The organism is Rhodococcus koreensis (assembly GCF_017068375.1).
GTDB classification, from domain to species: Bacteria; Actinomycetota; Actinomycetes; order Mycobacteriales; family Mycobacteriaceae; genus Rhodococcus_F; species Rhodococcus_F koreensis.
Window position 1 is genome coordinate 1,156,903 of record NZ_CP070610.1, and the last position, 19,619, is coordinate 1,176,521.

Here is a 19,619-nt window from a genome sequence, read left to right on the forward strand (position 1 = left end):
GCGATGAACCTGCCACCGTGTCTTGGGTGCAGACCTTTTCGATGATCTAGGGACCTCGTTGTCCGCGCCGATCCTCGATCATCACGCCACCCATGCGGACGCGTGGGAGTGTCAGTTCGGTGTCGCGGGCGTTCGGGGGTCAGGGTTGGTCGGCGATCCAGTCGTTGTAGAAGTCGGGCATTGTGGAGGCGCGCCCGTGGAAGTGGAAGTCGGGTTTTCGTTTCTCGAGGAAGGCGGCGACGCCTTCCTTGCCGTCGCCGACGCTGGTCCAGAACATGGCGAGTGAGTCGATTTGGTGCGCCTGGCTCGGGTGCGTCAGGGTGGCGTTGCGTCGCACCATTTGCAGGCTCAGGGCCACGGCGACGGGGGAACGGTCCCGGGTCCAGGAGTCCGCGACCGCGACTGCCTGGGTCAGCAGGTCCTCGCCGGGGTGGATTTTCGTCGACGAGTCCGACCGCCAGCGCGGCTTCGGCGCCGAGGATGTCGGCCCGCAGAACCAGATCGAGCGCCGCTGACGGGCCCACCAGCCGGGGTAGGTACCACGTCGAGCAGGCCTCCGGCACGATGCCGATGCGGCCGAAGACGAGCCCGATGCGGACGGACGTGGACATCAGGCGGTGGTCCATCGCCAGTGTTATCGTGGCGCCGATGTCCACGGCTGCACCGTTGAAGGCGGCGATCACGGGTTTGCGGCAGTCGTGGATCGCCAGTGTGCAGCGTCCCCGGTGTCGCGGACCGCGGCGATGGCCGGATCGTCGAGGTCGTCCATGTCACCCAGGCCTGGCGTGCGTTGCTCGTCGAGGCCGAACACGTTGCCCTCGCGGCTGAGGTTCATGCCGGCGCAGAACGCACGACCCGCTCCAGTGACGATCACGGCGCGGATGGAGTCGTCATCGTTGACGGCGCGGAACGAGTGCTCGAGTTCCTCGGCCATCGTGACCGTGAAGGCGTTGAGGTGGTCAGGTCGGTTCAGGGTGATCGTCAGGATGCCATCGCTGACGTCGTGCCGGATTGTCTGGAAGCCCATGGTCAGACCGCCTGGGATGCAGTCGAGCCGACTGCCGAAAAGGAGCGGCCGAGGCCGGCGACGATGCCATCGGCTCGTCGATGATGCCCTGGCATCTCTGGACAGAGTCGATGAGACCCTGGGCTTGCCCGGCCCACCACATGCCGTCGTGCATGTCTCCGTGGGTGAGTACGCGATCACGTCCACGTGCACCTGACGCGAGGTCTGCCACGTCGACGAAGGTGGCGCCGGGTACGGCGGAGCGACGGGCGATTTTCTCCGAGACAGTGTTGCGGGCCACCCGGGCGGTGTTGTTGAACTCACGGAACACCAGTTGGGTCGGTCGCTCGTCGTTGGCGACTATCTGGTCCTTGACGTTCTGGTGGACGGGGGCTTCGGTGGAGGCAACGAAGCGGGCGCCCATGTTGACCGCGGATGCGCCCAGGCGAAGGCGGCGACAAGGCCGCTGCCGGTGGCGAAGCCGTCGCTGGCGACCAGGGGGATCCGAACCTTGCGCGCGGCTGCGGGGATGAGAACGAGCCCGGGGATGTCGTCGCTCCCCGGGTGGCCGGCGCACTCGAAGCCGTCGATGCTGATCGCGTCGACGCCGAGCCCTTGGGCCTTCAGGGCGTACCGCACGGCCACGGCCTTGTGCATGACCTTGATGCCCGCCTTCTTGAACGCTGCGACATGCTCGGCCGGATTGGACCCGGCCGTCTCGACGATGGTGACGCCGCAGTCGATGATCGCTTCCCGGTACTCGTCGTAGGGCGCGGGGGTGAGCATCGGAAGGATCGCGAGGTTGACGCCGAACGGGCGGTCGGTCATGGACCGGCATCGCTCGATCTCCTTGGCCAGGGCTTCGGGAGTCGCCTGGGTGAGCGCCGAGAGGAACCCGAGGGCTCCCGCGTTGGCCACCGGCGCGATCAGGTCGGCGGTGCCGACGGCGTTCATCCCACCGCACACGATGGGGTGCTCGATCCCAAACTCTCGGTGAACCGTGTCGAAAGCATCCGCGTCCTTTCGCTGGTGACGAGCCCGGCCGGGCACGTGCGTTTTCATGCCAAAGAACTGATCAGCCCACCCGGCGGGCCACCCGAGAATTCGATACATCGAGAGGTGCAGTGCGGGAAGGGTTTGCGAGACACGCTGGAACCGACCGCGCAATTGACGTAAAAGGTGGTCCGATTGATGGATCGGGCAGTCGCTCCACGCTCTTGCCCTGCTCTGTGATAGAGACTACTCTCTCCAAGTGGACTGTCGCCGCCCCCATGCCCCGCAAAGAAGCGCTGGCCAACCCGCAACCCTGGAGGTACTACGTGACCATCGACGCTCACTCACTTAGCGCAGGCTCAGAATCGTCGCCGGCTGCGCCGCCGATCCGCGCGACTTCCTACGTCGGCCGCTGGCCCCAGGTCCCGCACAACTGGCCCGAAATGCCCACCGGGACTTTCTCGCCGACCACCTCCACCATCGTGAGTGGCCCGACCGAGGCAGTTCTCATCGACGCCCAGTACCTGAAGGACGACGTCCGGGATCTCGGAGACCTGATCGAACGCACCGGGAAGACACTCACCACGATCTACGTCACGCATGCGCACGCCGATCACTACATGGGCATCGGTCCCCTGATGGAGCGGTTCCCGGAGGCGAAGTGTGTCGCGCTGCCCCATGTCGTCGAGGCCATGAAGGAAAACATGGAGGAACACCGTCAGCAGTGGGCGATGCTGTTCGGCGACGCCTGCGTCGTCAGCGATGCGCTCCCCGACCCGATCGAGGCCGACACGTTCTACGTCGACGGCTCACCGCTGAAGATCATCGAGGTCAAGCAGGCCGACATCCACCCGACCTCGATCGTGCACATCCCGTCGATCGATGTCGTGGTGGCCGGTGACGCCATCTACAACGAGATCCACCCGATGCTCGGCCTGGCGACGCCCGAGGAGTGGCAGGACTGGCTCGAGACCGTGGACCTCGTAGAGAAGCTCAACCCTCGGATGATCGTGGCCGGCCACCGCCGGCCCGACGGCGACGATTACGCGGTCGAGACGATGATCGCGCAGACCCGCGCCTACATCCAGGACTTCGCGGCCGCCTACGAGACCGCGAAGGGCGCTGAAGACCTCATCGACGCCATGTCGGCCAAGTACCCGCACCACGGCAATCTTTGGTCGCTCGAGTTCTCCGCCATAAGTGTCATCGCGCTTCGCGACGCGCAGAGCTCCGCGGCCGACCTCGTCCCGTGACGAATCATGCTCTCCTGACCGGCTGCACCGTCCAAAAGCAGTCGTCGCCGAATAGTCCCGTTCATTCCGCATCCGCGTTGTCGTTAGAGCGGTCCGCAGCCAGTGCTGCGAGACGCCGCAGAAGGGAAACACACACACGATGAAAATTCGCGGAGCCGTTCTCGAGGCGAGCGGCCGTCCACGGCCGTACGCGGACTCCACACCGCTCTCGATCACCGAGCTCGAACTCGATCCGCCGGGACCCGGCGAGGTCCTCGTCCGGATCGAAGCGGCCGGAATTTGCCATTCCGACCTGTCCGTCGTCGACGGTAACCGTCCGCGGCCGATCCCGATGCTGCTCGGCCACGAGGCGGCAGGCCGGGTCGAACAGCTCGGCGACGGTGTATCCGAGTTGGTCGTCGGGCAGCGCGTCGTCATGGCCTTCCTGCCTCGCTGCAACAACTGCGGCGAATGCCGAACCGACGGCAAACTGCCCTGCTCCCCGGGCAGCGCAGCGAACAACGCGGGCACCCTCCTCGGCGGTGGTATCCGCCTGCACCGCGACGATACTGACATCAAACATCACCTCGGCGTCTCCGGGTTCGCCACGCACGCCGTCGTCGACCAGCATTCGGTCGTACCCGTCGGGGACGACGTCCCACCCGACATCGCCGCCGTACTCGGGTGCGCCGTCCTCACCGGTGGCGGCGCGGTCATCAACGCCGGTCGCCCGACCCCGGGCCAAGCGGTCATGGTCGTCGGGCTCGGTGGTGTCGGCATGGCGGCGCTGATCACCGCGTTATCCCTCGGGGAGGGCGAGGTGATCGGTGTCGACTCGAATCCCGACAAGCTCACCCAGGCAACAAAGTTCGGTGCGTCCGCGACCTACACTCCCCAAGATGTCGCCGAGCTGAACATTCAGGCGCCGATCGTCATCGAGGCGGCAGGGCACCCGCGCGCCTTCGAGACCGCCGTCGCGGCCACCGCCCCCGGCGGCACCACCGTCACCGTCGGGCTTCCGGCCCCGGACGCCCGCTCTTCGATCTCGCCGCTTGCTCTGGTGGCCGGCGCGCGGACCATCATCGGCAGCTACCTCGGCTCCGCGGTACCGGCCCGCGATATCCCGGTGTACGCGCAGCTGTGGCGCGACGGAAAACTCCCGGTCGAGAAGTTGATCTCGTCCCGAATCGCACTGTCGGACATCAACTCCGCCATGGACCAACTCGCCGACGGCAACGCCATCCGGCAAGTCATCATCTTCGACGACGAGAAGTGAGGAAGCACTTGACCACTACCCAGACACCCCAGCAGGCGCTACTCGAAGCGGTCCCGACCGGACTGTTCATCGGCGGGCAGTGGCGTCCCTCCGACTCGGGGAACACGTTCCCGGTGCACGATCCGGCGACCGGTCGGGAGCTCGCCGTCGTAGCCGACGCCACCGTCGCCGACGGAGCCGCCGCCCTCGACGCCGCGGCCACCGCCCAGAAGGCATGGGCACGAACAGCTCCCCGCGAGCGCGCCGAACTACTGCGCGCAGCGTTCGACGCCGTCATCGCCCGATCCGACGACTTCGCGATGCTGATGACCCTGGAAATGGGCAAACCGCTCGCCGAGGCGCGCGGCGAGGTGACCTACGGCGCCGAGTTCCTCCGGTGGTTCTCCGAAGAGGCCGTCCGCGTGTCGGGCCGATACGCGGCGGCACCGGACGGGAAGACCCGGCTGCTGGTCCACAAACGGCCCGTAGGCCCCTGCCTGTTCATCACACCGTGGAACTTCCCGCTGGCCATGGCGACCCGCAAGATCGCCCCCGCGATCGCCGCCGGCTGCACCATGGTGGTCAAACCCGCCACGCTCACGCCCCTGACCACCCTGCTGTTCGCGCAGGTCCTCGAAGAGGTCGGGCTGCCGGCCGGCGTGCTGAACGTCATCCCTACCTCGCGCGCCGGAGCGGTCACCGGCCCGCTCATCGCCGACCCCCGGCTGCGAAAGCTCTCGTTCACCGGATCGACCGAAGTCGGCCGGCGGCTGCTCGCGGACTCGGCACAGCAGGTGCTGCGGACCTCCATGGAGCTCGGCGGCAACGCGCCCTTCCTCGTGTTCGCCGACGCCGACATCGACGCAGCCGTCGACGGCGCCATGATCGCCAAGCTGCGCAACATGGGGGAAGCCTGCACGGCGGCGAATCGGTTCCTCGTGCACGAAACCGTCGCGGACGAGTTCGCGACCAAGCTCGCCGACAAGATGGCACGCCTGGTCGTCGGACCCGGTATCGAGGCGGACTCCCAGCTCGGCCCGCTGATCGACGAGGAGTCCCGGATCAAGGTTCACGCCCTGGTCCAGGACGCCGTCGCACACGGCGCCGCGATCGTCACCGGCGGTCGGCCGGTGCCGGGCGACGGCTACTTCTACTCCCCGACGGTGCTGACCGGCGTCACCACCGATGCGCGCATCCTCCGCGAAGAGGTCTTCGGACCCGTGGCCCCGATCACGACCTTCCGGGACGAGGAGCACGCCGTCCAGGTCGCCAACGACACCGAATACGGACTCGTCGCCTACGTTTACACCCGCGATACCGCGCGCACCCTCCGCATGAGCGAGGAACTCGAATCCGGGATGCTGGGAATCAACGTCGGCGTCGTGTCCAACCCGGCCGCACCCTTCGGCGGAGTCAAACAGTCGGGTCTCGGCCGCGAAGGCGGCTTCGAAGGAATCGACGAATACCTCGACATCCGATACGTCGGGCTCGCAGACCCCTACGCCTGACCAGGTGCGACATCGGAAGCCGGTCGCCATCGAACCGGTCAGCGTGCGGCGGCCGCCTTCCGTGCTCGACCGCGGCGAGTAGCCGACGCCCGTTTGGCGCCGACCATGCTCGAGGCGTACTCACTGTATTGCCGGGCTACCTCCTCGGCGGTCAGCCCCCGCCCTCATGGAACCAGCGGGCGATGCGGCACACATCTCATGAATCGCGAACGACCCGAGCTTGGGAGTTTCGACGACGACGACAGGATGTTCTTTCGCAAGCTGCTCAAAAGGGTTCGGGGTACGTGCGGGGTGATCGTCACCGACAAACTCGGCAGTCACCAGGTCACACACCGCGAGATGATCGCATGCCTCAATCATCGCCACTCGAAGTATTTGAACAACCGGATCGAAAAACTCCGCGTTCACCGCATTTCCGGCTCGGCCGGCATCGGCTGACAGCACTCGAATGACGGACCGAGATGCCGACCGTTTCGCGGTCTGGCGGGAAGCCGCTGCGGCCGACTTCGGCTCCCGAAGGTGAATCTTCCAAGACTGTTTCATAGAGAATGCTCCAGAACAGATCGCGTCGCTCCACTTTTCAATCAACGCGAGGCTTCCTTCATCTCCTACATCGCCGACTACGACGATCCGGAGTTGAAGAAGAAGCAGATCTACCTGCGCCATCTCGACACGGTCATCCAGCCTGACAACTACACCGCACCAATTGACTTGTCCGACGTGGTCCTGCAGCGCGTCAAGCAGGTCGACCAGGGCAAGAGTGGCATCGGCCTCGGCGCCGGAGTCGGGCTTTCGGGTGGGACAGCGGCCAGCTCAGGAGGAAAGCGTAACCCGACGATGGTCACCTTCCGGCAGGAGCTCGACCGCCTCAACGACCTGTTCGGGTCTGAAAACTCCACCAAGTCTCAGAAAATTTCGTTCCTCGAGGCGCTGCTGCGGACCCTGCTCGACGACATTTGCTAGGCCGCAAGCAAAAATCAACTCCACCAAGCAGTTCGCCGGATCTTTGGTCAGTGGTGAAAGTAGCGGCACAGGCGCGTCTGCATGTTTGATGCTCGCGGAGGCGGCAACGCGAAAGGCGTCGCCAAGCTCATCGCCTCCTGGAACGAGCTCCTCGACACAGTTGGTGCCACGCTCGACGCAGCCCGCTGACCGTGCTCGACCAGCCGTTGGCTGTCCCCCTCGCCAGCCAGACGATGTAGGACCCCAGGAACTCGTCGACCGGATGTCCTATCTGAACGGCGGTCGACGCGGTTGGGGGCCTGCAGCACGACCGGACCCAAGGCGGACAGCGATCAGACCTTCGCCCCGCGCCGAATCCTTCTTTCGCTCCGGCGCGGCTGTAGTCGTGCGCCCACCCATTCCCCGCGGCGACGTTCGCCGGTCACGGGGTCGATATCAACCGGTGATTGGAACTGACGCCTCATAGCCTCAGCGTGTGCTCGTATTTTCCGGTGGAGTTTGCGGCCCTCTTGATCGAGAGCAGTGCGCAGAGGCCGATGAGGCACGCCACCGTGACGAAGAATCCCGGTGATACCGCGCTACCGGTTTCCCGGATCAGCCACGTGGACACATAAGCTGCTGTTCCGCCGGTCAAGACTATTGCAAAGTTGTTTCCCATAGCGACACCGGTCACGCGCGTACGCGAGTCGAACAGGGAGGGTAGGAAAGCCGCGCATGCTACGGGCACTACGGCCATCGCCAATCCGAATACCAAGAACGAGCCGATCGCAATCGTTCGGCAGCCTGTCGCAGTTAGCTAAAGAACCGGGAAATCAAAACCGTGCATGTTGCTGTTCCGCAGGTATAAGACCTGAGTGCCCCGAAACGATCGATGATCATCCCGTATAACGGCATCAAGAGCGTAATGCACCCGATCACGCCGGCGGAGATCCACGCAACGTCGGTGCCACTCAGATCATTCTGCTTGACGAGATGGATGCCAATGTAGGTGAACACCATGTATAGGCAGGCGCTGGCGGGGCTCGAGAGTCCGATGCCGCGGAGGATCGAAGAAGATTGCGTCCTCAACAACGTCCGGAGAGGGGAATTCTCCACCGAGCCATCCTGCACGGATTTATCATGCTCGGGGGTATCGGCAACCTTACTTCTGGTCCAGAGGCATATCACGAGAAGGGGAACGCCCACCAAGAACGGAACTCGCCACCCCCAGGAAGTCATCTGTGCCTCGGACAGGAGGCTCGACACCGCACCGACACAGATGGCCGCCAGCGCGAAACCGCCTGTGGTGCCCAGAAAAACGGAAGACGACGCCAGTCCTCGCCGTTTCGGCCCGGCAATCTCGTATGCGAAGGTCAGGGCACCACCGAACTCGCTGCCGGCCGAGAAACCCTGTGCGAGTCGGGCAATCACGAGCAGGATGGGTGCGACGATTCCAGCCGTCTCATATGTTGGAAGGAATGCCATGAGGAGGCTCGAGAAGCCCATGAGCAACACGGACAGGAGCAGTACCATCTTTCGTCCGCTCCGGTCACCCACGCGACCGAAGAATATCCCCCGAGCGGACGCATGAGATAAGCCGACGCAAAGACCGCCAGACTGGCCAGCAGGGCGGCGGTCGGGTCGCTTCCAGGGAAGAACAGCGGAGCTACCACCACCGCGAGATACGCGTAGACCGTGAAGTCGTAATATTCGACTATCGTTCCCGCCGACGCGGCCAAGAGTCCTTTCCGCAGTGTTCTTCGTCTCGCCGTCTCGTCTCCGGCGGGTAGAACATGCTGATCGGTCATTAGTTCATTTCTCACTTTCGAGCGCGTCTGAATTTGGGTATTCGACTGTCCTGATCGCTGTATCCGGCGGCAATTCGGTCTGCTGGCCGTGTGACGGTCGAACCTGTGCCGCCAACCCCGCGATTCCGGTGCGAGACCGATCAAGGCGTCGAACCAGCCCGGAGACCACCGTGGTGGGGGAGCTCCGAGCTGGTTCGCCTTCAGGCGCAGGTCACGGGTGACAGCGCGAAATCCTTTGTCGATGACCTTGTTCGAAGTCTGGCATTGCCGGTTCGGCGGGTCACGCCGACTTCGATTCGGGCCTCCCATGTATCGGTTGCGCGCCCTGCGAGTGGCTGCTGTCGATGGCGGCGAGGCGGCCGGCCGCGACATCGTCAATGGCTTGACCCATGGGGTGGTTCATCAACTCCGGTGAACCCGCGAGAAGCTGTCGCAGGCGGGCGAAGAACACCGCGTCGGTGACCCCGAATTCCACCATGATGTCTTCGTGATTCCCGCCGCCGAAGCGGTACCACCGCTCCGCGAACGCCATCATTCGGGTTCGCTCGTCACTCACCGATTTGTCTTGTCGCCGAAGGCGTTACGAGCCTCGATGGCATTGAAAGCCGAGAACCACAGCGTCCAGAGATTGCCGTGATAGGGGAACTTCTCCTGCATGGTCGCGATGAGTTCTTGCGCGTCTTTTGCGTCGACGTACGCGGCGGCGAACTGTTTGATGTAGGCGCGGGTCTGGGCGATCATCGTCTCGACCGCGTAATCGTCGCCGTCGGGCCGGCGGTGGCCGGCGACGATAATCCGAGGGTTGAGCTCCTCCACCAGGTTCACGGTGTCGAGCCAGTCCTGCCACTCGTCGGGCGTCGCCAGGCCGAGCATCGGGTGGATCTCGTTGTAGATGGCGTCACCGGCCACGACGGCATCGATCGACGGGATGTGGACGATCGTGGTCGGGTGGATGTCGGCCTGCTTGACCTCGATGATCTTCAGCGGTGAGCCGTCGACGTAGAATGTGTCGCCCGCGATCGGTTCGGGGAGCGCGTCGCCGGAAACGCTGGAGTCGCCGAACATCAGCTTCCACTGCTCAGCGTACTCGTCCCTGGTCTCCTTGATGGCCTCGACGACATGGGGCAGCGCGACGCACTTTGCCTCGGGGAACCGCTTCATCAGGGGACCGATGCCGAGATAGTGGTCGGGGTGCGCATGCGTGACGTAGATCGTGGTGAGGGTCTTTCCCGTGCGCTCGATGAGGTCGCCGAGGTCTCGGACGTCGTCCTCGAGGTACTGGGCGTCGATGAGAACTGCCTCGGTCGGGCCACTCACGATGGTGGAGGTGGTGGGCGAGAAAGTTCCGGTCTCCATTCCGGGGAAAGGAGTCGGGATCTCGGGCCAGCGACCGACGTAGACCGTCGCGCGGATCGGCGGTGTAACCGGTGTCGATTCCGAACAGACGCCGACGGAGTGAGTATCGATGGACACGTGGTACCTCCAGGTTTGCGGGTAGAAGAGCGTTGGCGCGGCCCGATGTGGCCGACGGAAGGACTGTGGAGAGAGTACTTTCTATCATACTTCGGGGCAAGGTATTAAGTAGATATTCGACCACCCGGATCTTGCAGAAGGGCCTGAACAGGCCAGTCTGGCGGCTGCCCTGCAGGCCGCCCGAATATGAGGGTCCGGCCAGAGGGCCGTGACTCCCGAATCGCATCTCTTCACCATGTGACAGTGTGAGATAGTGCTCGCTATGCTAGGTCCATGACTGCAAAGAAAGTCCCGCCGCGTGATCGTCTCCTGGCGGCCGCGGATGACCTCTTCTTCAAGGAGGGCATCCGCGCTGTTGGGATCAATCGGGTGCTCGAAGAGGCGCGAACGCCGATCATGACGCTCTACCGCAACTTCGGTTCGAAGGACGGGCTGGCAGCGGCTTACCTGGAGCGTCGCGGCGAGCGTGTTCGCGAGGACGTCGTCGACGAGGTCGGGCGACGTGCGTCCTCGCCGCGCGAGGCGATCCTGATGACCTTCGACATCATCCTTGAAGGGCTCGAAAAGGGAGATTTCCGGGGCTGCCCGTTCATCAATGCAACCGTCGAGATGGCGTCCCCGGACCATGAGGTCACGAAAATCGCGCAGCGAATCAAGGGCGCCGGGCGAGCGTACTTCGCTGAACTCGCCGCCGAGATGGGCGTTCCCGATCCGGTAGGCCTCGCCATCCAGCTCACCGTATTGCTGGACGGGGCCACCGCGTCCGCTGTGCTGTTCCGAGATTCCTCCGGCGCCGCGAGCGCCCGTGCGGCGGCCGAGATCTTGCTCGACGCCGCGATGGCTGCCGTCCCGGCAGGTGAAACCACGCCTTCGTCTCAATTACGCTCCTGAGGTTGCACGGACGCCAGTGCCGCTGCGTTTCGTCGAATCCCCTTGATTCTGAACAGATAGCGACAAACTCGATAGTTGGCGTCCGACCGACGCTTCGCGACCGAGCGACTGGCGAAGCGGAGTCGCTATTGGTGTTGGCCCCGCTTCGACCTCGACTTCAGGCCAACGCGACTTTCTTCTGCGCCAGGTGTTCAAGGAACCAGTCGCGCGCCGCGCCCTTCGAGAGCTCAAAGCTGTGACCGGTGTATGCGTCGAAGTGGCCGCCGGGGATCGTGACGAGACGCTTGGGGTCCGCCGCGGTCTCGTACGCCTCATCGGCCCACTCGCCCGGCATCACGACGTCGTTTTCGGCGATCACCATGAGCAGCGGGGTAGGAGCGACGAACTCTAGGAACTCGCCTGCCTCGTAGCCCAGCTCCGTCGAGCGCAGCGTCACCTCGTTGGGCCACGCCGTCCCCTCGTAGGCGAGAAGAACTCGTAGGCATCGGGCGTCGGCAGGACTGCCGGCGCCGTCGGATCCGCGGTGACCACCGGGATCATCGCCGGTGCCTCTCTTCGGGCTCGCGCCAGGCGATCGGCTGCCGGCGGCAGTGGCCGGAGCCTCACCGCGGGTGGTAGTGGGGCGTCGGCGGCTTGCAGTGCGGTCGACAGGGCTCCCAGCTGGTCACCGAGGGAGCCCAAGGCGGCGTCCGTGCGGGTCAGCACAAGGTGGCGTCCGCGCGGGTCAGCACAAGCGCTGGTCGCCGCCGGGCAGGGCGACACCCAGATCGCGCAGCAGCTCGAGACGGTGGCTCCACACTGCAGGGTTCGGCGGCGGCGCTGCACGAGATCTCTGGTGCGGGCACCGCGTCGATGCGGAACGCGGCCGCGCGGTGTTCCTCCCGGTCCGGCGGCGGCGCGCATATTGCGGCGTCGCCATCTCTCGCCATCACCAGCGTTTTCGGCACCAGCGAGTCGGCGGTATCTAGAATGGAATAGGCGCATCGCGAGGAGACCCCATGGGCAGGAGTTGGTGGGCCCGGGTGTGGAGAATCGGCGAACCGGTCCCGGCGCTCCGAGACTTGCCATGACGGACGACGCCACCGAGAGCACGCAACGACAGGTCGATGCCGACGTCGTCGCGGAGTTGGCGGCTGAAGGTTTCGAAGACGCGTGCATCGTCGGCCGCGGCGGTTTCGGCATCGTGTACCGGTGCCGGCAACCGACGCTCGACCGGGTAGTTGCCGTCAAAGTTCTGAGTCCGGATCCGGACCATATGGATCGTGCGCGTTTTTTGCGTGAGCAGCAGGCGATGGGGCGGTTGTCCGGGCACCCGAACATCGTCCATGTGCTGCAAGCGGGAATCACCTACACCGGTCGCCCCTACATTGTGATGCCGTTTCATCGCCGTGACTCTCTCGACTCCTGGATCACCCACCACGGTGCCTTGACGGCCGCCGAGGCACTGGCCGTCGGTGTCAAACTCGCCGGTGCTCTGGAGACCGCGCACCGCGCGGGAGTGCTGCATCGCGACATCAAACCGGGCAACATCCTGTTGACCGAGTACGGCGAGCCGCAGTTGACCGACTTCGGCATCGCCCGCATCACCGGAGGCGAGGAGACCACCCGGGGTCTGGTGGCCGGGTCCCCCGCGTACACCGCCCCGGAACTGCTCAGCGGCGTCGACGCGTCGGTGGTCACGGATGTCTACGGACTCGGGGCGACACTGTTCACCGCACTGGCGGGCCGACCGGCGTTTGCCCGTCGCCGCGGCGAGCAGGTCTTCGCCCAGCTGATGCGCATCGGCACGGAGCCGCTGCCCGATCTACGAGACGTGAAAGTTCCGGAGGCGGTGTGCACGGTGATCGAGTCGGCCATGGCCCGGGACCCAGCGGAGCGCCCCACCACTGCTGCAGACCTGGGCGCCGCGCTGCGAGACGCGGGCGAACACATCGGTCTCGCACTGGCGGATATCCCGCTTCCGATCGTCGGTGACGACGACCGCCTCTTCCGACCCACGGACGAGGTCAGGGTGGGCGTGTCGGAATATCTTCGATACCGACGCGGCAACGGGACCCGGCTGGATCAACCCCCGCCACCGAGTGCGTCCACCAAGTACCGCCCACCGGTCACACCGGGAGCGACGGTGGCACGCACGCACCTGCTCGAACGCCTGCGCCGGAGCGGTCGCCGGCGCCTGGTGCTGATTCACGCACCCGCGGGGTTCGGTAAGAGCACACTGGCCGCCCAACGCCTCGCGGCCCTGCGGGAGGAAGAGGTGGCCACTGCGTGGCTGACCATCGACAACGACGACAACACACTCATCTGGTTCCTCACCCACCTGATCGAGTCGATTGCGATGGCGCAACCAGCTTTCGGCCGAGAGCTGGTTCGTGAACTCGAAGTCCACGGCGCGGACCGCGAAAGGTACGTTCTCACCTCGCTGATCGACCAGCTTCATTCGTCCGACCACCACGTCGCCCTGGTCATCGACGACTGGCACCGCGTGAGCAACGAGGACACCCGGTCGGCGCTGGCATTCCTCCTCGAGCACGGCTGCCACCACCTGCACCTGATCGTCACCAGCCGCACCCGGCTCGGCCTCCCGCTCAGCAGAATGAGTGTGGGCAACGAACTCATCGAAATAGACTCCACAGCATTGCGTTTCGACGTCCAGGAATCGACCCAGTTATTGGTCGACCGCTCCGGTCTCGAGCTGGACGCACCTGACATCGTCGAGCTCGAACAGTCGACGGATGGATGGGCGGCGGCACTGCAACTCGTCTCACTGGCGTTACGTGATCACCCGGAGCCGCGGAGGCTGATCGAGCATCTGTCCGGAGGGAATCGGGCCATCGGCGAGTATTTGGCCGAGAACGTCCTCGGCAGTCTCGATCGAGGCACCCTCGATTTCCTCCTCGCAACCTCGATCACCGAGAAGACGTGCGGCAGCTTGGCACGCGCGCTCACCGACAACCGGGAAGGGCAAGCGACGCTCGAGGACATCGAGTCCCGTGATCTGTTCCTGCGCCGGCTCGACGAGGAGGGGAGATGGTTCCGCTACCACCACCTGTTCGCCGAGTTCCTCCAGCACCGCCTCGAGCGTGACGATCCCGAGCGAATTGTCGAGCTTCATCGGCGAGCAGGCCAGTGGTTCGCGGACCGGCACCTTCTCAGTCAGGCGGTCGACCACTACCTTCTCGCCGGTCACGAGAGCGACGCTGTCACGCTCGTCGAGGACGCCGCGATGGATCTGCTCGAGCAGTCGCAGATGGGCACGCTTCTCGGCCTCGCCGCGAAACTGCCGGCGAGAAGGACTGCTGGCCGGGCCCGCCTTCAGATCGCTATCGCGTGGGCGCACACGTTGCTGCATCATCCGCGCGATGCCGAACAATATCTTTCCGTCGCGGAGTCAGCACTGGCCAGCGGCGATGACGACATGATTGTGGATATGCGCGTCGAGGCGAGGTTCATCCACGCCACGATCACCGCGTTCAACGACCTGATCGACGGGCTCGACGAGGCCGTCGAGCGGTGCATGGCCCGGGCGGACACACTGCGACCCTGGGTCATGTGCGGAGCAGCGGACGTCGCGTCTTTCCGCGCCATCTACCGATTCGATTTCGACGATGCCCGCCGATGGCAGAAGTGGGCGCTGCCCTTCCATCAACGTTCCACCGGGCCCTTCACCAGCATCTACGGATACTGCATGGCCGGGATCGCCGCACGGGAACAACTCGACCTGTCGGCGGCAGAGGCCAGCTTCCGGCACGCCATGGCACTGGCCACCGAGGCCGAAGAGGGGCTCGGCTATGGCACCCGGCTCACCGCAGCGTTACTTGGCGACCTGCTATACGAGCAGGGCAACCTCACCGAGGCGGATCAACTCCTCGACCGTAGCCACACCTTGGGTGCCGAGGGAGGCACTGTCGACTTCATGCTCGCCACCTACGGCACGGGCGCCCGACTGAAACACCTGCTCGGGCAGACGGATGCCGCGAAGACGCGGCTCGACGAGGGCGCCCGGCTGGCGCAGCAACTGCGCTTGCCCCGATTGGCGGCGCGAATCGCCAACGAACGAGTCCGAGCCGGAATCGGACATGCGGCCTCCGGGACCCCGGCTATCGACCCCGAGAGCCGACGTCAGTGCGATCGGAGCAATGGAATCGCCGTCGTCACCTTCGAAATGGAAGAGGACTCGGCGATTCGGGCCGCCCTGACCACCCAAAACGATGAGCAGAACCTCGCGCCCGTCTACGAGCGGGCACACGCCCTCGTCGCGTCAATCGACCCGCAGGCTCGCCCGCGGGCATTCCTCAACGCCGCCCTGCTGCAGGTGGAAGTGTTGGCCACCATGGGACAGCAAGATGCCGCGCTCACGGAACTGCTGCCGCTCGTCGAGCAGTGCGCCCGGCTCGGGCAGGTACGCCCGGTGCTCGATGCCGGACCCGCGGTGAACCGGTTGGCGCGGGGTCTCCGCACACACCTGCACGAGCGCGCGGACGACCCATCCGCGTCCACCGTCTTGAGCGAGTATCTCGACGACCTGGAGAAACAACCGACCTGACCAGTTGTCGCTCAGGTTGGCGCTGCAAGGGTCGAACCGTGATGTCCGACTTCGACGGTGCAACTCCACCGTCATGCGTGGACACATGAGCCCGGATACACCGATTCGGTTGGGGTGGTGAGCGGGTCGTAGTGACGAAATGCCCTGCCGTAGTAAAAATCGATCTTGTCTAGGGATCAGTTCACACCACACCGGAGCCCTAACGGAAGTCAGCCATCTTGTGCCTTCCCAACGAGCATTCCGGCATGGCGCTGTTCATCGCGGTGAGCAGCCCAGGGCGAATCCCAAATTAGCGTCGATCGGTCAGCGCCTGGATGAGTGTTCGCAATCCGTCCGCGTCGAGGTAATCGGCGAGCGTGGTCGGGTCGGCTTCCAGGCGACGGAAGGTGTGGGCGACCTTTGCTGCGGTGACGGGAGTTCTTGTTGGCATACGGTTTTCAGGCTCGGGTGTGGGATCCGGCTCGGGCTTCTTATGTTCTCGTTGTTGTTCGGTTGCCCAGGCTTGGACTTGGGCCTCGGGTGGGACCTGGGCGAGTGAGCGGGCGGTGCGGACGGCGAGCTCACCCTTGCGGAGTGCGGTTTGCAGCTCGGGGGCGAGCTTGAGCAGGGATCGGCGGTACGAGATCCACGCCTTGGACTTGTTGAGCTTGAGTGCCGCCTTGTCGACGGTTCCGCACTCGCTGATCAGGAGCTCGACGGCCTTGGCCTCTTCGATGACGTCGAAGTCGCGGCGGCCCACGTTCTCGATGACCGCCGCGGCGAGCAGGGTCTCCCGGTCCTTGGCGACCTCGTCCTTGACGACGATGTCGAGGTTGGGGCGACCGAAGTTCTCGGCGGCGGCCAGGCGCCGGCACCCGTTGATCACCACTCAGCGGGCGAGCCCGATCTTGGTGTCGTCTTCTGGATACAGCCGCATGTAGGCGTCCCGGGTGACTACCAGGGCGGGTTTGAGTTGGGTGCCGGTGATCGAGACCAGATCTGCGAGGTCGCCGAGTTCATCACGCGGATTGCGCGGGTTCGGTGCCAGCTCGCTCAGCGGCACGTTGGTCGGTGTCCCGCCGACTGCGGGCCGGTCGACGGGGGGAGTTCTCGCCGACGACTCCGGCCAGGGTCGCGAGGTTGGTGCGGGTGCCGCGGGCCATCACCGACCACTGTCGATGCGCAGTTCCAGTGCCAGCCGGTCGAAGTCCTCGCGGGCCTGCAGTGCCACCCGGTTGGCGGGGTATTCGGTGACGACCAGGCCGTCGGCGCTGGCCCGGGCATGCAGTTTGTAGTGCCGGATGACGGTCTTGGCGAGCGGCCACTTGTTCGCGCGGACGAAGTCTTTGGTTTCCTCGAGGTCGGACTTTCCGTCGCGGGGATCCCAGTTGTTGATCACCACGGTGTACGGAATGCCGCGCGGCTCGAGGATCTTTCGGATCGCCCGCGCGGTCGGGTCGAAGGACAGCGGTTCGGTCTCCATCGGCACGAGGACGTGATCGGCCACCTCGAGGACCGTCCGCAACGCGTCGGCGGCCGGTCCGCGACCGAGGGGGTCGGAGGTGTCGTCGGCGGCGTTGAGATCGATCCAGCCGGGAGTATCGACGTACACGTGTCGGATGCCGGGCAGCTGACCCAGCTGACGTAGCCCGTTGAGGTCGTCGTGGGCCTGCACGACGTGAAACGGCAGGTTGTCGAGTCGGTCGGCCCACCAGATCGCCGAACCCTGTGGGTCGACGGAGACCGCAGCGACCGGGGAGGTGGCATCTGGGTCGTCATCCTGGTTGAGAACGTCCGCGGTGACGGCGGCGAGATTGACGGCGACGGTGCTCTTGCCGACGCCGCCCTTCTGATTGAGAAGGACATGAATGGTCATGGGACCCTTTCCGTTTGCTTCACCACGTCGGCTCGCTCGACTTCACGGTGATCCGCCTCGGCGCCGCGGACCCGATCGCCCTGTGCCTGGACCAGTTCGACGGCGATCACGAGATGCTGGCGGGGTTGTTCGACGGTAATCAACTCGCCGAGCAGGTCGAGGAACAGTACGAGACTCTGACCGTCGTCACCGAGGCGGTCCTGATCCCGAACATCGCGTTCGTCACCGAACCGCTGCGGGGCCACGACCTGGGACTGTGGCTGGTGGCTGAGACTATTCATCGGATGCTGCCCACCGGGATCGTGCTGATGTGGCCCTACCCGGTGCTCACTACCGGCTCCATTCTCGGCACCGGCACCGACCCCGACCCCGACCCCGACCCCGACGCGGATCCGGACGCGGATCCGGTGCACATCGCCGCGCTCGACAGCGCCATCGGCCGGCTCTCGGACCACTTCGGGCGGTGTGGGCTGACCCCGGTCGAATCAGCGCCGTGGGCGCTGGGCATGTCGACCACCTTCGAGGCGCTCCCCGTGGCACGGTCCCACCTCGGTGCGGTCCGCCGCACCACGGTGTCACTCGCGCTCGATCAGCTTCGGGCCGCTTCCCCGCCACCGGCACCAGACGAGTAAAAGAAATCCCCGCATATCGTCTGCCCCACACAGAGGAGAACGCTGATGCGCACCTTCGTCCATCTGGTCCTGTTCGCGTGCGCCATTGCGGTCGCGATCGGTGCCTTCCTTCCCGTCGCCTGGGGCATTGCGCCGGGCGACGTCGCGGTGATCGATCTGCGTGACGGCTTTCCCACCGCAGTCACCGTCGAGCAGATCGAAAATCAGGTTGTGACCTTCTACAAGTCGATGATGATTTTGCTGCTCGGAGCTGCGGTATTGTTGCTGGTCGCCGCGCTGGTGGGTTCACGTGCGGCCGGGTGGCTGGGCGTGATCGTGGGGATCGGCACCCTCGCGGTGTTCTTCTGGCGGCTCAATGAGCGTGTCGGCGACTATCTCCGGGACAACTACGACATCGTGCTCACCGATCGCTGGGGGCTGTACCTCGCCGGCGGCGGCCTGATCATCGCCCTTCTTGCGCTGCTGGTTCCGAGGGAACGACTGACGGCGGCGTGATCGTCGTCGGCGCCGGACCTTCTCAACCGCGGGATGATTCCGTACGCGAGTTGGTAGGTGGTCAGGTGAGCGGGGACGATGCCGCGGCGGGACGGGCGGTTACTTCCCTCCGGTGGCGAATAGGCGGCACAAGGCTTCGTCCCAGTAGCGTTGACGGTGCCGGTCGAGTACGCGGGCGCACCAGGTGTGCAGGCCGGCGGTCAGGGCGGAGGCCACGACGACGGCGCCGATGACGGCTGCGACGGTGTTGCCGACGATCTCGGTGCTGTCGATCTTCGGGCCGGCCCAGGTGCCGGAGGAGTCGACAAGGATGCTGGTCCGAGAGTGTGCGGAGGCGCCCACCGGCAGTTCGATGAGGCCGGTGCGGGTGTCGCCGGCCCACTGCCAGGTCGCGGCGAGGGGCACGTTGCCGGTGCGAGGATCGAGACGGGCGCCCGGGCGTACGGGAGTACCGGTGCCGGTGCCGGTGGAGCCGGTGTCGGGGATGATCGTGGCTGTCACCGGATGGGTGCGGGCCTGCTGGTCGGCCGCGCCGGCACTTTCGGCGTCGTAGACCAGCACCGCGGTGCCGGCGGTGAGGACGAGCATCAGTGCGGCGACCGCCGCGCGCAGCAGGCGCAGTCGGGCGGCCAACCGGTCCACCGGACGGTGAAAGAGATGCCGATGATTCGGAGCGGGTGCGGCGCCCACGGACATGAGCGCACGTTGGCGGCGTCTGCATCCCATACCGATCGTCCCCTCCGTCCCTCCGCATGCACTGCACTGATGTGGACCCTCGCTCTGGTTGCCAGAGTGCCCCGACGCCGCCCGCTGCACACTGCCCGCATGGCCCCGGTGCCGGCTGGCGGACGACCAAGATCTCGCGGTTCGGTGCCCGCGCCGGCGGTGTGGGGTCGTGGATTCGTCAGGACCGGATTCCGTGCCCCTGCTTCGTCGGTCGGCTGTGCCATGCTGGTGCCAGGTTCGGTGACGTCGCGAGCGTG

16 protein-coding genes and 3 pseudogenes are annotated in these 19,619 nt (G+C 65.3%); 9 read left to right on the forward strand and 10 right to left on the reverse strand.

All coding sequences use genetic code 11. The features are described 5' to 3' along the window. Window positions 1-139 precede the first annotated feature (139 nt). Together JWS14_RS46225 and JWS14_RS46230 are read right to left on the reverse strand one after the other, a co-directional pair. Window positions 140-1,027 (reverse strand): annotated as a pseudogene (locus JWS14_RS46225) (crotonase/enoyl-CoA hydratase family protein). Further along, a pseudogene (locus JWS14_RS46230) lies at window positions 960-2,019 on the reverse strand (NAD(P)H-dependent flavin oxidoreductase). Before JWS14_RS46230 ends, JWS14_RS46225 begins: the two co-directional pseudogenes overlap by 68 nt. Window positions 2,020-2,325: 306 nt before the next feature. On the opposite strand from JWS14_RS46230, the gene JWS14_RS46235 reads away from it, so the two are divergent. The 5 genes from JWS14_RS46235 (at window position 2,326) to JWS14_RS46255 (ending at window position 6,957) form a co-directional block, all read left to right on the forward strand. Next, window positions 2,326-3,252, forward strand: a complete 927-nt coding sequence (locus tag JWS14_RS46235; protein ID WP_206016868.1) for an MBL fold metallo-hydrolase — start codon at window positions 2,326-2,328, stop codon at window positions 3,250-3,252. Between the two features lie 139 nt (window positions 3,253-3,391). Then, entirely contained in the window at window positions 3,392-4,507 is a 1,116-nt protein-coding gene (locus tag JWS14_RS46240; RefSeq protein ID WP_206016869.1) for an alcohol dehydrogenase catalytic domain-containing protein, read from the forward strand. A gap of 8 nt (window positions 4,508-4,515) precedes the next feature. Continuing rightward, entirely contained in the window at window positions 4,516-5,994 is a 1,479-nt protein-coding gene (locus tag JWS14_RS46245; RefSeq protein ID WP_206016870.1) for an NAD-dependent succinate-semialdehyde dehydrogenase, read from the forward strand. Window positions 5,995-6,285: 291 nt separating this feature from the next. Beyond that, a complete protein-coding gene (locus JWS14_RS46250; protein ID WP_206016871.1) occupies window positions 6,286-6,432 on the forward strand; it encodes a hypothetical protein in 147 nt (48 codons plus the stop codon). An 81-nt stretch (window positions 6,433-6,513) separates the two neighbouring features. Then, window positions 6,514-6,957: a hypothetical protein gene (locus JWS14_RS46255; protein ID WP_241031830.1), complete on the forward strand. Its 444-nt coding sequence runs from the start codon at window positions 6,514-6,516 to the stop codon at window positions 6,955-6,957. Between the two features lie 460 nt (window positions 6,958-7,417). On the opposite strand, the gene JWS14_RS50855 is transcribed toward JWS14_RS46255, so the two are convergent. The 4 genes from JWS14_RS50855 to JWS14_RS46270 all read right to left on the reverse strand — a co-directional run bounded on the left by JWS14_RS50855 (window position 7,418) and on the right by JWS14_RS46270 (window position 10,100). Continuing rightward, window positions 7,418-7,630 carry a hypothetical protein gene (locus tag JWS14_RS50855; protein ID WP_241031831.1) on the reverse strand — a complete coding sequence of 71 codons (213 nt, stop codon included), beginning with the start codon at window positions 7,628-7,630 and terminating at the stop codon, window positions 7,418-7,420. A 119-nt stretch (window positions 7,631-7,749) separates the two neighbouring features. Next, window positions 7,750-8,493, reverse strand: coding sequence for an MFS transporter (locus JWS14_RS50860; RefSeq protein WP_241031832.1), 744 nt, complete (start codon window positions 8,491-8,493; stop codon window positions 7,750-7,752). Between the two features lie 531 nt (window positions 8,494-9,024). Beyond that, the gene (locus tag JWS14_RS46265; RefSeq protein WP_206016872.1) at window positions 9,025-9,300 is read right to left on the reverse strand and encodes a hypothetical protein; all 276 of its coding nucleotides are present in this window, start codon (window positions 9,298-9,300) and stop codon (window positions 9,025-9,027) included. Then, window positions 9,297-10,100, reverse strand: coding sequence for an MBL fold metallo-hydrolase (locus tag JWS14_RS46270; RefSeq protein WP_241031833.1), 804 nt, complete (start codon window positions 10,098-10,100; stop codon window positions 9,297-9,299). Before JWS14_RS46270 ends, JWS14_RS46265 begins: the two co-directional genes overlap by 4 nt. Window positions 10,101-10,490: 390 nt before the next feature. On the opposite strand from JWS14_RS46270, the gene JWS14_RS46275 reads away from it, so the two are divergent. Beyond that, the gene (locus tag JWS14_RS46275; protein ID WP_206016874.1) at window positions 10,491-11,108 is read left to right on the forward strand and encodes a TetR/AcrR family transcriptional regulator; all 618 of its coding nucleotides are present in this window, start codon (window positions 10,491-10,493) and stop codon (window positions 11,106-11,108) included. A 157-nt stretch (window positions 11,109-11,265) separates the two neighbouring features. On the opposite strand, the gene JWS14_RS46280 is transcribed toward JWS14_RS46275, so the two are convergent. After that, window positions 11,266-11,544 (reverse strand): alpha/beta hydrolase, encoded by a 279-nt coding sequence (locus JWS14_RS46280; RefSeq protein ID WP_241031834.1) that lies wholly within the window; start codon window positions 11,542-11,544, stop codon window positions 11,266-11,268. Between the two features lie 630 nt (window positions 11,545-12,174). On the opposite strand from JWS14_RS46280, the gene JWS14_RS46285 reads away from it, so the two are divergent. Continuing rightward, on the forward strand, window positions 12,175-15,654 hold the full coding sequence (locus JWS14_RS46285; RefSeq protein WP_206016875.1) for a serine/threonine-protein kinase: 3,480 nt from the start codon (window positions 12,175-12,177) through the stop codon (window positions 15,652-15,654). 289 nt (window positions 15,655-15,943) lie between these two features. Here the strand turns inward: JWS14_RS46285 and JWS14_RS46290 are convergent. Continuing rightward, window positions 15,944-16,796, reverse strand: a pseudogene (locus tag JWS14_RS46290) (ParB/RepB/Spo0J family partition protein). After that, window positions 16,796-17,509 carry a ParA family protein gene (locus JWS14_RS46295; protein WP_206016876.1) on the reverse strand — a complete coding sequence of 238 codons (714 nt, stop codon included), beginning with the start codon at window positions 17,507-17,509 and terminating at the stop codon, window positions 16,796-16,798. Before JWS14_RS46295 ends, JWS14_RS46290 begins: the two are co-directional and overlap by 1 nt. Before the next feature lie 14 nt (window positions 17,510-17,523). Here JWS14_RS46295 and JWS14_RS46300 point away from each other — a divergent pair, with 14 nt between their 5' ends. Both JWS14_RS46300 and JWS14_RS46305 read left to right on the forward strand, forming a co-directional pair. Then, window positions 17,524-18,141, forward strand: coding sequence for a hypothetical protein (locus JWS14_RS46300; RefSeq protein WP_241031835.1), 618 nt, complete (start codon window positions 17,524-17,526; stop codon window positions 18,139-18,141). A gap of 45 nt (window positions 18,142-18,186) precedes the next feature. Next, complete coding sequence (locus JWS14_RS46305; protein WP_206016877.1) at window positions 18,187-18,636, forward strand: hypothetical protein; 450 nt, start codon at window positions 18,187-18,189, stop codon at window positions 18,634-18,636. Window positions 18,637-18,735: 99 nt separating this feature from the next. On the opposite strand, the gene JWS14_RS46310 is transcribed toward JWS14_RS46305, so the two are convergent. Beyond that, entirely contained in the window at window positions 18,736-19,332 is a 597-nt protein-coding gene (locus JWS14_RS46310; protein ID WP_206016878.1) for an Rv1733c family protein, read from the reverse strand. Window positions 19,333-19,619 lie beyond the last annotated feature (287 nt).